The 13,052-nt window shown below is 41.9% G+C and carries 11 protein-coding genes; 2 read left to right on the top strand and 9 right to left on the bottom strand.

Translation table 11 applies throughout. From position 1 onward, the window contains the following. Positions 1-13: 13 nt before the first annotated feature. Positions 14-502 carry an Lrp/AsnC family transcriptional regulator gene (locus AC3E9V_RS21720; RefSeq protein ID WP_488750268.1) on the top strand — a complete coding sequence of 163 codons (489 nt, stop codon included), beginning with the start codon at positions 14-16 and terminating at the stop codon, positions 500-502. Beyond that, a complete protein-coding gene (locus AC3E9V_RS21715) occupies positions 499-1,005 on the top strand; it encodes a phosphoribosyltransferase family protein (RefSeq protein WP_488750267.1) in 507 nt (168 codons plus the stop codon). The genes AC3E9V_RS21720 and AC3E9V_RS21715 overlap by 4 nt, the downstream gene beginning before the upstream one ends. A 528-nt stretch (positions 1,006-1,533) precedes the next feature. Here the strand turns inward: AC3E9V_RS21715 and AC3E9V_RS21710 are convergent. The 9 genes from AC3E9V_RS21710 to AC3E9V_RS21670 all read right to left on the bottom strand — a co-directional run bounded on the left by AC3E9V_RS21710 (position 1,534) and on the right by AC3E9V_RS21670 (position 12,844). Next, the gene (locus AC3E9V_RS21710; protein WP_488750266.1) at positions 1,534-2,589 is read right to left on the bottom strand and encodes a hypothetical protein; all 1,056 of its coding nucleotides are present in this window, start codon (positions 2,587-2,589) and stop codon (positions 1,534-1,536) included. Continuing rightward, positions 2,589-3,665, bottom strand: coding sequence for a glycosyltransferase family protein (locus AC3E9V_RS21705; protein WP_488750265.1), 1,077 nt, complete (start codon positions 3,663-3,665; stop codon positions 2,589-2,591). The genes AC3E9V_RS21710 and AC3E9V_RS21705 overlap by 1 nt, the downstream gene beginning before the upstream one ends. A 102-nt stretch (positions 3,666-3,767) precedes the next feature. Continuing rightward, positions 3,768-4,043, bottom strand: coding sequence for a type II toxin-antitoxin system HicB family antitoxin (locus AC3E9V_RS21700; RefSeq protein WP_488750264.1), 276 nt, complete (start codon positions 4,041-4,043; stop codon positions 3,768-3,770). A gap of 275 nt (positions 4,044-4,318) precedes the next feature. Next, positions 4,319-5,692, bottom strand: coding sequence for a sensor histidine kinase (locus AC3E9V_RS21695; protein WP_488750263.1), 1,374 nt, complete (start codon positions 5,690-5,692; stop codon positions 4,319-4,321). Next, the gene (locus AC3E9V_RS21690; RefSeq protein WP_488750262.1) at positions 5,682-7,061 is read right to left on the bottom strand and encodes a sigma-54-dependent transcriptional regulator; all 1,380 of its coding nucleotides are present in this window, start codon (positions 7,059-7,061) and stop codon (positions 5,682-5,684) included. The genes AC3E9V_RS21695 and AC3E9V_RS21690 overlap by 11 nt, the downstream gene beginning before the upstream one ends. 132 nt (positions 7,062-7,193) lie before the next feature. Continuing rightward, positions 7,194-8,636, bottom strand: coding sequence for a TolC family protein (locus AC3E9V_RS21685; RefSeq protein ID WP_488750261.1), 1,443 nt, complete (start codon positions 8,634-8,636; stop codon positions 7,194-7,196). Then, on the bottom strand, positions 8,636-9,985 hold the full coding sequence (locus tag AC3E9V_RS21680; RefSeq protein ID WP_488750260.1) for an HlyD family secretion protein: 1,350 nt from the start codon (positions 9,983-9,985) through the stop codon (positions 8,636-8,638). The genes AC3E9V_RS21685 and AC3E9V_RS21680 overlap by 1 nt, the downstream gene beginning before the upstream one ends. 7 nt (positions 9,986-9,992) lie before the next feature. Beyond that, positions 9,993-12,167 carry a peptidase domain-containing ABC transporter gene (locus AC3E9V_RS21675; protein ID WP_488750259.1) on the bottom strand — a complete coding sequence of 725 codons (2,175 nt, stop codon included), beginning with the start codon at positions 12,165-12,167 and terminating at the stop codon, positions 9,993-9,995. Continuing rightward, on the bottom strand, positions 12,164-12,844 hold the full coding sequence (locus AC3E9V_RS21670) for a TetR/AcrR family transcriptional regulator (RefSeq protein WP_488750258.1): 681 nt from the start codon (positions 12,842-12,844) through the stop codon (positions 12,164-12,166). Before AC3E9V_RS21670 ends, AC3E9V_RS21675 begins: the two co-directional genes overlap by 4 nt. Between the last annotated feature and the right edge of the window lie 208 nt (positions 12,845-13,052).

Raw genomic sequence — 13,052 nt, 5'->3', positions numbered from 1 at the left:
ATAAAATTTGGGAATGAAATTAAATTCACTACACTTAAAGTTAGACGAAATTGATAGGAAGATCCTGGAGATTTTGCAGTCAAATGCAAAGATCACCAATGCGCAGCTTTCTAAAGATATCGGACTATCTCCAGCACCAACTTTAGAGCGGGTAAAGAAGCTGGAAAACTCAGGAATCATTAAGAGCTATCATGCCAAGCTGGATACTGAAAAGATCGGCTTGGGTGTCCACACTTTTGTACAGGTTACCCTGAAAGGGCACAACAAAAAGAACATTGACCTTTTCCTTGGCGAGATCAATCAAATTCCGGAAGTGATCGAGTGTCACCACATTACCGGTTCAGGTGACTTTATCCTGAAGATCATTTCTAAGGACATCACCACCTATCAGCGTTTGATGTTGGAGAAGGTCAGTGAGATTGAGGTGGTAGATAGCTTGCAATCTATGGTGATACTATCCACATTTAAGGACAGCAAAGTGATGCCGGTGCCACAATCATGACAACAGTTCAGAATCTGATCCTAAAGGAAGCACAAATCAGGCAGATCATTCGGCGGATAGCTTTTGAGGTCTACGAGAATAACTTTGAAGAGAAACACATCGTTCTGGTTGGAGTCTACGATAAGGGTTATTTGCTGGCGGAGATGCTGCATGCGGAACTGAACGCTATTGTTGAGAAAGCAAAAATTTCTTTAGTCAGGCTGGACATCAATAAGGAAAATCCTCTTTCTTCTGAAGTAAAACTGGATGTGGACCTCAAGGAGCTGAAGGGAAAGACCGTGGTGCTCGTAGATGATGTTTTGAACACAGGCCGTACGATGGCTCACAGCCTCAAAGCCCTTTTAGACACCAGCCTTAAGCGAGTGGAAATTGCCGTTTTGGTAAACAGGAGTCATAAGGCCTTTCCACTTTCAGCTAAATACAAAGGCTACGAGCTATCCACGACTATAGATGAGCATGTGGATGTACGGCTTGGCAAGGATGCGGGTGTTTACCTGTATTAGCCTTTGATCATTGGTAGACTAAGAAGGTAAGCTGTCAGAACCGGGAGGAGAAGTGCGTCTTCTCCGGGGTACGAAAGACAAAGAACGAAACATGAAATGAGCATAAACCTGAGGCATACCGAGACGCGTAGTCCGAGACGCGTAGTCCGAGACGCGTAGTCCAACCTGCCTGCAGTAGCCACTTTCGGACTCTTACGCTAAAGCTTCAGCGCCAGCGTGCAAAGGCAGGCCGTGAATACCTGGCCTGCCGCGCCTCAATGCTCTTAAGTTAAGGTCACTCCAGAATGGAGTCTTTGGTAAAAAGAGCATTCCCGCTTCAATAATTGATAGATTCTATCCGGATGGAATCACTGGAATGACTGATTTGTGAAGTTACAACCTTAACTTAATAGCATTGGGCCGCCCCTAGTTGGCCACAATTAAAATTCCGGGCCAAAAGCCAAAAACCAAAGGCTAAAAGCAAATTTTCAAACACATAAAAGGGGAAGGGATGGTATATAGTAACCTGGACAAAGGCTCATTTATGTTTCAGGGTTCCCGACTTCTCTCTTTATAGATCTCCGGTTTTTTTACCAGCATCTCTAGGCTCAGGGCCACGAGTTCACCCATATTTTTGCAACTAAAAAATTGATCTTCATCATAGAAATCCGCTAAATCTTTTTTTAGCTGATTGACGTTTTCAGAGGTGGATAATGTTTCTTTCTTCATGGCATCCATCAGTGCATTGGTTCTGATCTTTTCCATTTTCACCCGGTTGGCTACCAGTGACCGTTCCTCCCGTTGATATTGCCGCACAGTCTCATGCGTCATGGATTTGATGCCCAGCTGAATGATCGGATTGTTTTGTTTAAAGTACTGAGGCAAATAAACAGACTTTCTCCCTTCATAAGACTGCTGATCAAAGTCGATAGCCCTTAACCTATACTCCACATCTTCAAAATCAGGGGTCACATCAATTACAAAGTTGCTACTGTGCATATCACCCAGAAGACGAATAAAACACCGCTCGTTAAATTTCACAAACTCCTTTGCAAGACGTGTTTGATTGAGGTTGGGGTCATTCAGGTGGTTTTTAATGAACTGCTCTGCAGGGATACCCACAATATGCTCCTCAATTAATGTATTTTTGTGTACCAGGTAGCTGATACGGTTAGGGGATAGCAGGTGCTCCAACTCCAGCCCGTAGATCCGGGAGGCATCGGCATGTTTGATGTAGAAATAATCAAAGTTGTCGTTGATCTTGTTGACTATTCTCACCCGGAAAGGCTGCGTATTTCCATAAGTACAGACATCCACCCGGTCTACAAAAAGATGATCCATAACACCCACATCACCATCCGCTTTCATGATGGAATAGATCTTTTTCAGAGCGAAATAAATGTCTTCCATATCATCTTGAGGGTAGAATACTGTTTCCCACAGGGTATCGTTTCCTTTGCGGTCATACAGTGGTATGGAGTTATCATATCTCAGTAATGAGGAGTAGTCAATGGGTAATTCGATCTCCCGGTCGTATTTGATGAGATACGATCTTAAATGTTCGCTTATTGGGTAGGGGATCTTCTTTTTACTGATCAAAGCCATCAATCTGCAAGTTGTTTTAGAAAGTACTCAGGTGCCTGATCCGCCCATTTTCGAAACCAGGCAGATACATCCTTATAATTCGGAACAAATTCCTGTAGCTTTTCGATCGCAAACCGATCGTTTGAGATTCCAGCTCCGGCTTTTACGGCATCTACCGCATTGCATGCCTGCTCGTAATGCCCCTCCACCGGAACCATGAGCACCGGTTTGCCCAAATACATCGCTTCGCATACTGACTCAAATCCAGCGGTAGTTACGTACCCTTTTGCAGAAGCCATCATCTGAATGAATTTTTTGTCATCTAACTGGTGAAAAGTCAATGTTTTATCTACCATGTGTTCTGTAGGCATATCCTGCTTATCCCAGAAGCAATGTAATGGTTGCTGAGGGTATTTCTGATGAAAGCCTTCTACTTCTTTGCTATAGCCTGGATTAACCATGTATACCAGAAAATAATCTTGATTGGAAATCTCAAGATGCTTGATCTCTTCTCGCAGAAGTGGAGGAACCACAAAGAGCTTCTTTTCAGGGAGGTTGCGAAAAGCCTGAAAAGAAAGAGCCATGACCTTATCTGCTCCGACGCTGGTAATTTTATTTCCGATCCTCATGGCAGCTTTATCAATAGGTCGTTTAGGGGGAAAATCAAACTCAGGATGAGCCGTTAAGTACTGATGTGCAAGACAGATAAATCTGACTTTTGGTCGTTTTGAAAAGTTATACAGCCCTCCCAGAAAATCGTAAAAGTTGATGATCACATCCGGTCTTTGTTCTTTTACAATATCGTCAATCTTATTGATGGATTTTTGATAAACAGGAGCTTTTAGTATTGAGTGCACAACTGTTTGAAAGAGCTTTACGGATTTTTGATCTTTATCCGTTACAAAGTTGGGACTCTCAAGGTGGGAAATCGGGGTGTTGATTTTCCGGGTAAAAAAGGAGGGGAGTTCCCTTCGTTTACTTTTACCAACAATCACATGGCAGATTTCATGGCCTGCATTTTTCAGGATCTGTGCCAGTGAAAGGGCCTGTGTCATGTGGCCTCTGCCTTCTCCCTGTACGATAAAGAGGTATCGCATTTTTGCTTGGAAAGTTAACCCGGAATCTATGAATTTTTCCGCCGGATGAGCCGATATTTAGCAAAATATTACCCCAAACGCAGGGTTCGATCGGTAAGGTTCTTAGTGATTTTCGTGGCTTGTGTTAATTAATTTATCATTTATAGCTTGCTCTACAAACTGATTTAAAGACAACCCTAATTCGACTGATTTATAAGCAGCCTGTTTATGTAAAGTTGGTTTGATCCTAACGTTAAAAGTTCCTTTGTAGGATTTATAAGGCTGCTTATCGAGTGATTCACATATCTCCAGGTAATCCTCTACAGCTTCCTGAAATGATTTTTTTAGTTGATCAACATCTGTTCCTTCAAAAGTTACCAGATCATCGATCCCTTCCAATTTGCCAAAAAACACCTCGTCATCCGTACTACAGTGAACAGTGCCAATAAAATCTTTATATTTTAGTAGGTCTTTATAGTCCCTGGTCTTTGAATTCTTTAATTATATAATCAATCGCGTACATCTTAAGGATATTGCCAGGATGAGGTTTGTGGAGTCTAATAATGTGGTTAGTTGCTCCCCTTACAAATGCTCTCCTGGATACTGCGGTTTTGTCTTTTTTAAGTTGCAAAGATCTTTTTTAGGGGACTACCCATATAGCTAAGCTGGTAATCCTACTGGATAAACTTAAGCGTAAATTCGGTTCCGTCATTCACGACAGATTTCACTGAAATAGAACCTTTGTGGTTACGCATGATCTGCTTGGAAAGACTAAGCCCGATTCCGGAACCACTCTTTTTAGTGGTAAAGAAAGGAATGAAAATCTTTTTGAGTGCTTCTTCTTCTATTCCGGGGCCATTGTCCCTGATGGTGATGAAAGCCCCTTCTTCTTCCCGTACCATAGCTTTGATCTGTAGTACTTTCTCTTCCTCTTTTTCATCATCTTCAGCTAAAGCCTGGATAGCATTTTTCACGATATTGATCAGGACCTGTTCGATCTGTTGCTCATCAATGTGAATGCACAAAGATTCGGGGATATCTATTTCCAGCCTTATCTGAGCCTCTTGAATGTCGTTTTTGAGCAGTGCCAAAACATGGCTCATCATTTCTTTTACACAAACCTTACTCACCTGAGGAAGGGCAATACGGGTCATGTTTCTGAAATCACTGACAAACTTGATCAGATGCTCGCTGCGTTTATGAATGGTGTGTAAAGCAGTGTGAAAATCTTCAACCTGATCGTTAGTTATGGTGTTGATATCCTGTCCGTTAGAAAGCCAGTCTTCCATTTCAGACTCTATGGTGCGCGCCAGGGAGGAGATTGGCGTTACGGAATTCATGATCTCATGTGTAAGTACACGGATCAGGTTTTGCCAGGCTTCCATCTCTTTTTCTTCCAGCTCACTCTGGATGTTTTGCAGGGAAATAAGCTTAAACTCCTTATCACGAAGTGAGAGCTCAATGGCATAAATAGCCAACTGGATCTCATCATCGTTGTTTTTGGCTATTCTGATCAGGTCCCGTCCACCAGTCCTCAGCTCTTTAAGGGTATCCACCAACTGCTCATTCACTACTTTTAGTTGCTTGATGTTTTTCAGGTGTTTGATACCAAGTAATGTTTTAGCTGCATAGTTTACGATCTGGACCTCTCCATTTTTCTCGAAAGTTATAATACCTATTCCCACATGTTGTACGATGGTTTTGAGGTACTGATATTGAGCTTCCTTATCAGCTCGGATTTCACGAAACTTTCGAATAACATTGTTAAACTCCAGATACAGCTCATCAAGGCTTGTTCCGCTTTTTTTATCCGGATAGGTATGTGAAAAGTCATCCCATTTGATACTTTCCAAAAAACCAATGATCTCCCGGTTTGACTTTTCAAGAAAATAGTACAGGTAATAGCTCTGAAGTACTATCAGGAGGAAGATCAGAATTTTCGTAAAGGTGTAGGAATCAGTGTAAAAGAGATTCGTAAATAAGAAAATAGTGATTCCCAAAAGGGCTATACGCCCGATGAGCTGATATCTGAAATTTCTATAACCCATACTTTTCCAGCCTTCTGTACAGCGACGCTCTCGTTAGCCCTAGCTCCTTTGCAGCCTTGGAAATGTTACCATTGTGCTTATTTACTGCTCGCTGGATTACATTTTTTTCTACCTCGTCCAGGTTAAAATTGTCAGATTCTACCGGGGTATTGTTCTCGGGTTTTTGAGCCAGGAAGAAAAAGTCATCCGGATTAAGTGTATCTGTATCGCTCATAATAATAGCTCGCTCTATAGCATGCTGAAGCTCTCGTATATTCCCTGGCCAGCTGTACTTTTGAAGTTTTTTGATAGTGCTGGGAGCGATTTTTTTGATGTTTTTACGATACTTATTACTATACGTATGCATAAAGTGATCAGCGAGAAGAGGGATATCGTCCAATCGATCCCGTAGTGGCGGCAGGTGAATCTCGACTGTATTGACCCTGTATAAGAGGTCTTGCCTGAAGGTGTTGTCAGCTACCATTTCATAGATCGGCATATTCGTCGCACAAATGAGTCGGATGTCTATGGGTACAGACTGGTTGGAGCCGATCCTGGTGATTTCCCTGTTTTGCAAAGCCGTGAGCAGCTTAGACTGGAGGGGCATGCTCAGGTTGCCGATCTCATCCAGAAACAATGAGCCTTTATTAGCCACTTCAAATCGACCGGGACGGTCTTCCTTAGCATCAGTAAAAGAGCCTTTCTTATGACCGAAAAGCTCACTTTCAAACAGGCTTTCGGTAATGGCTCCCATGTCTACACCGATGAACACATTGTCTTTTCTGAGGGATTTTTGATGGATCGCCCGGGCGATGAGTTCCTTCCCCGTGCCGTTTTCACCTAGTATGAGTACATTAGCATCCGTACCCGCCACTTTGTCTATTACTTTGAAGACTTCTTTGATCAGGTCACTTTCACCTATGATGTTTTTAAATGCCAGGTTACTGTCTTCCTGCAGCTGCTTGCTGGTTTGCTTGAGCTGGGTTACCTCTTTGTAAGACTCTTTGAGTTTTGCAGCGCTATTGAGTGTGGCTATGAGCTTTTCATTTTGCCACGGTTTCAGCACAAAGTCCGTAGCGCCGGCTTTTAATGCTTTGACAGCCATCTCCACATCCCCAAAAGCCGTAATCAATACCACCACAGCCTGAGGGTCTTTATCCAGAATCTGTTCCAGCCAGTAAAATCCCTCTTTTCCACTGGTGATATCCTTACTGAAATTCATATCCAGCAGAATGAGGTCATAAGAGTCGTTATTGAGAAGGAAAGGTATCTTCTTTGGGTTTTTCTCGATAAGAACCTCCTTAGCATGCTTTTTCAAAAGCATTTTTGCGGCTAGCAAGACATCTTCATCGTCATCGATGATCAATATTTTTCCTAATTCTTTATCCACGGTTCAGTCTATTTTTTGTCTCTTAATTTCAGAAATAGTGCCAACAGTAAAAATGTGGACTTTCAGTGCTCTAAGCCGGTTATAACTATTTCACGTGTCCGTAAATGTACACTTAAAACAAGAGAAGTGTTCTTATTCGTACAGGTTTTCGTAAGCTAAATTTGGTAAGCCGATGGTATAAGGGAGGGAAGCCTTAAGTTTTTCAAATTTTACCAAGGCATTTAAATATTTCTTTTGTGCTTCGATGTATTTGTCTTGCTGGATATTGAGTTTGAAAAGGTCACTTTCTCCATTTTCCAGGTTAAAAATCTCCGCTTCGAGGAGTCTGCGGTAATTTTCGGCCATAGATTCATATTCGTCTACCAGTACCTGGTTGGTGGTTAATTCAGCATAAGTACTTTGTACAGAGGCTGTAATTTCCTGCTGAAGCTGCACTTTGTCAAAATCTATCTGCTCAATGTAGAGCTGACTCTTCTGCAGCTTTCCTCGTTCTTTTCTCAGAAAAAGGGGAAAGGTGAAGTCTATACCCAGCTTGTAATTATCTTCCCACTGAGGAGCCTCCACTTCATCCCTGCCGAATGGAGCGTCAATCAACGAATAGCGGAGGTTGATTTCCGGCTTCAGGCTTTCCCTGTACCATTGTTGCTCTACGGTTATTTGGTTCTTTTTTGCTTCTAGCTTTTGTACTTCCGGATGGTTAGTTCGTGCCCAGCTATAGAGCTCATGGATTAAAGAATCTGCGGGGACAAGACCTATCTTTTCATCTTCGGTGGGGATTACATTGTTTGTGAGCTCAAGTGGGATATCATCAGGACCCCATAGATGGATTTCCATGGCCAGCTTTGCTTGCGTATAGACGAGTTTCGCCTTTTGAAAGTCAATTTTTCTTGACTGATAGGTGATTTTAGACTGAACCGTGTCCACCACTGCAGCTTCACCAAAACTGTAATCCATTTTTACCCGATCAAAAAGTGTTTCAGCTATACTAACGCTTTGTTGCATAAGCTGATATTCGCGATATGCAAGATACCAGTCCCAGTATGTTTTGATGATCGTGAAAAGGATTTTATTGGTTAGTTTGATTTGTTCGGCCTCTGCCAGATCACCAAAGTATCTCGCCTGTTTTACCAGTGCTCGTCTTTCATCTATGAATAGCCCTTTACCGATAGGCAGACTTACACCTGTGGTGACCTGCCAGTAATCAGCTGAGGAAGAGACATAATTTTCCGGATTCAAATAGGCCCCTTCATTTCTGTACACCTCCACCTTTGGATCCAGGGGAAACCATGTAGGTAGTTTCAGGCTGTTGTGAAACTTACTATAATAGTTTGTGCCTTTAAGGTCTTTTGATGAAAACTGTGAACTAAGCTTAGGGTCAAATGTTCCTTTGGCTGCTCTGAGTTCAGCCTCAGCAAATCCTTGTTGGAGCTGTGCCTGCTTTATGATGGGATGATTTTCCCCAGCTAACGCTAATACATCGCTGATAGATAGAATCTTCATGGAATCACCTGTCTGACCGTGAATGTTAGCAACAAAGACAAACGATGCTAAAACCCATGAAATGTAGATTTTCATCACTTTTTCTTTACGTTTACTCTTTCACCATTTTCATAAATAGCAGGTGGAAATCCATTGAGCTGCCTCCATAGTTCGAACCAGATTGGTACATTATTGAGCATTACCCAGCCTTTTACACCAGACCCCATTCTTACTTCTTCCGGCCAGGGTTCAGCCTCCGGATCGGGTTTTACCAGTATTCGAAACAGACCAGGCTTGCTTTCTACACGATCGATCACCTGCACCACGCCACCGAAAGTCCCAACAGATACATTTGGCCACCCTGAAAACTGTAAAGCCGGCCAGCCATCAAATTCTATTCGTACTTTCCTGCCCTGGTTAATGAAGGGCAGATCCATTGCTTTGATAAACATTTCTGCCGCTTTGTCATTTGTTTCAGGCATAATAGTAGATACTGCTTCCCCTTCCTTTATGATTTCGCCAATACCTGCCTTTAGGGCTTTTACTATATATCCTGACTGTGGAGCGGTGATCTGGTACTGCTCATTTCGGATACTCATGTTGGTATATTCATTTTTCATTTTTGCCAATGACCCTTCAGTATCATAGAGGTCCGCTAAAGTAGCACTGAGATCAGACTGGGCTTTGCTGATTTTGTCGGTGTATTCAGCTTGTAGTCCTGATATGTCTACTGTGGCTATAATAAGCTCTGACCTGGATTGTAAAAACTTATTTTCAGTGGCATTTAGTTTGGCCATGCTCTGCTGAAACTTTGTTTCTATCTCCTGAAACTTTGTTAATGGAATGTTCCCGGCTTCATATCGTTTTTTGTTTCGTTCAAATAGGTTTTTAGCGTTCTGATATTGGATCTTTTCAGCCTCAAAGGCAATGCTGTCACTCTCTAATTTCAAGTGTGTTTGCCTCAGTTTGTTTTGAGCTTGCTGTATTTTGATATTCCTGGCTTCTTTTAAAGCAGCAATTTGCGTTCTAAGTGCATTGCTCTTTTCCTCTTTGGCAATGAGACTCCCTTCTTTAGCTTCAATCTGCTGCACGAGACGTAGCAGAAGGTTTGGGTCAAAAAACTTCTCTTTGACTTCTGAAAGAGAAAGAATGGTATCACCCTTATTCACATATTGTCCTTCCTGTATTTTCCAGTCTTTTATCCTTCCAGCGATTGTGGTTTCTATCGTTTGGGGGCGGTTTTTGGGATTTAAGGCGGTGAGATTGCCTGTTCCGCGAATATTTTGCTGCCAGGGCAGGAAAAGCACAAGGATACTCACGCCAATAATAGCCAAAAGCACCCGGGCCAGCTGTCTGCCCAGTCTTGGTGTTTTCAGGGTTCGTAGCGAGTGATAATCTCCTTCTTCCAGAATATTATCAACCTTATCATCAGATATATTGAGCATCTCCTATCTAATAAATGTTTTTGACGATGTTTTCATTTTTTATTACTTCCTCAAAGGACCCATCTGCTATGATCCTGCCTTCTTCCAGGTACAAAACCCGATCAGCTGCTGCCATGACCAGCGGATCATTGCTGACAACGATCAATGTCCATTTGTTTTCATCGTTTGTCAGCATTTCAATAAGCTTAAGCCGTTCCTGCTTTTGGAAATTATTAAAGAAGTCATTGAGAATGAGCAGAGAGGGGTGTTTTGCCAGACACCTTGCGAGAATAAGCTTATTGATAAAAGAGCTGCTAAATCCTTTGCCGGCACTTAGCAACTCAGTGTTCAGTCCATCTTTTAATCTATAGATATCATCTGCAAGTCCAACTTTTTCTATAGCCTCTATGGCAAGCTCTGCGCTGGCGAATGGTTTCCCCACCAGGATGTTATCGAGGATGGAGCCTTCAAAAATGTCTTCAGTGGAAACATTTTTTCCGATCTTGTCTCTGAGAAATGTACGGTCCAGGTCTTTCAAGCTATAGTTATTGTATGTGATGATGCCTTCATACGCTGTATGAATACCGGATATGATGTTGGTCAGTGTGGTTTTTCCGGAGCCCCCTCGTCCGCTGATGCATATTCGTTCACCAGCATTTATTTTGAGGGTTACATCCTCCAGTGATTTGTATGTATTGTTGGCGTACTCATAGCTGAGCTTTTTCATCTGTACGGAGAGGCCTTTTTCCAGGCTCTCTCTAGGTATATCAATTCCTCCGGTTGGTTCGAGCGGCAGGTCTGTAACATGCGAAATTTTGTCTACAGCTGTTAACATATCGTAGACCACATCCATATACATAATGATCTTTTCTACTGAACCAAGTATCAGAATGATGATTACCTCTGCAGCCACGAACTGTCCGAGTGTAATTTCCCTGCCAACAACCAGTATTGTGCCCAAAATGAGCAAGCCACCGGTTACTACGGTTTTGAATAACAGAACATATGCATACTGACTGATTAACACATTGAAATGGGTGGCCCTGTTTTTCAGGTAGTTATTGACATTATAATCGGTTTTTTTAATGGGAAGCATTGTATTACCCGATAGCTTGAAGGAGTAAAGCGTCCGTGCCATTTCCTCAAGCCAGTAGACTACCTTGTATTTATATTTAGATTCTGTGATGGAGGACTTCAGGCCTTTTGGGCCTGTGAGGTAAAAAATCCCGAATAGAATAGAAACTAAAACCAAACCAAAAAACACAAAAAATGGGTGGTAGAAGGAGAGGAGCAATAACCCAAATAGAATTTGGATAACCCCTGTGGAAAGATCTATCAAGAGCTTGGGCAAACCTTTCTGTAGGGTGAGCACATCAAAAAAGCGATTCATCAGCTCTGGCATGTGCAGGTTTAGTACGGATTCCATACGAATACGAGGTACCCTGAATGCAAACTCAAAAGCAGCTTTAGTAAACACCCGGCGCTGTAAGTACTCTACTATGGTGATTTGGAAAACCTGAAGTACTCCGGTTCCCATAACTGCCACGATTACAAAAGCAATAAGTAGATAAACAGAACTGAAAACAACACCCCCGCTGATTAACTCTACGGCCGCCTGTATCCCCAGAGGCAAGCTCAAACTCAGCAGACCAATAAGCAATGCGTAGACATACACATACATGATGTCCTTTTTCTCTGAGGCCAGGAGTTTGTAAAGTCTTTTGATCGGGGACAGTGCATTTGATCTTTCGGAGGTCCCTGGCTGGTCGCTCACCAGACTCTGATAGTTAAAAACTGAAAGGAATATCACTTCCAAACTATCCGTACAAGCCAGGTCCAGATCATTCAGGTTTTCAGCTACGGATCTTTCTACACGCCTGCTTTTTACTTTGATGATGTGAAATAGTTTTTTCTCTTTTTTGATCAGAACCGGCGCCAACTCATCGTCTTTCGCAAAAACGATCACTGGAGATTCATAGGTCTTCATAAATTCCTTGAATCGCTGCTCAACCAGGTGCTTTTCGAGCATGATCATTCCACAATCGCTACTTGATTCTACCAGGTCTCGAATAAATTCTACAAGCTCATCTCCTTCATACTCTCGATGTGTTTGGTCCAGAGCAGCAAGCGAGTAGCTCTCCAGGTCCATTTTTAGTATATCTGCAGATTCCTGGAGTGTTTTTATGATCTGATGATTATTCATATATCGCTTGATACAGTTTTAAAAACCATTGTTTTCAGAAATTCATAGTTGGCTTCAAATGGGTCATCTTCCCGACTCACTTCAGTTAAAGAAGGCAGGTGGCTTGCGAAAAATATCTGCTGATTTGAAGCTTCCAATGCTGTACTTATCAGGGCATGAGCATACTGAAAGTTGGGATTGATCTTATGGATCATTTGACTGATCGTATCACATAGAGATTTATATCCTCTAAACAAGCCTTCTTTATTATCTGCATCGACCTGTTTGGTCAGATATGTTTTATCCGATTCAGCTATCACAATCCGCTGTAGTGCACTCTCGTTTATATCCGGGAAATTTTCGTCCGGGAGTTTCTTTTCACTGATAATTTTCAGTGCCTTATCGAGCTGTTCCTTTGGGTCCGCCAGGTTATGTGTCTCAAAAGTGATGCGGTATTCAGTCCATGCCCAATACCAGGTAATCAGGTACATTAACAAGCGGTGCTTGTTTTCAAAATACCTGTATACTGAAGCCTCCGTTGATTCAATTTCGTGAGACAATTTTTTGAATGTAAAAGCCTCGAAACCAAGTACGTCTATCAGCATGATGCTGTGCTTTATAATCTTCTTTCCCAGGGGAGTACTCTGAGGGTTTTTCAGGAAGAAATTATCATTAAGCTGTAATTGTAAAACTGTCATTTAAATAAGTATTACTAAAAAATATAATAGTAATACTATCAACGATAACATTCTTTAATTTGTTCAGTATTTCTTTTATTTTTTGCGAAAAATGTTATATTTGATATTCTATTAGTCCTTTTATTTTGAGTTTTTGACCTTTAGGTTCAAGTCGGGAGCGGCTTGAACCTTTTTTTATGTCCTCCTGAACATTCAGTAAAAAGAGAAA

This window comes from Marinoscillum sp. HNIBRBA16962, assembly GCF_057801515.1.
The sequence above is the reverse complement of the archived record's forward strand: the minus strand, read 5'-3'. Positions and strand labels throughout refer to the sequence as shown.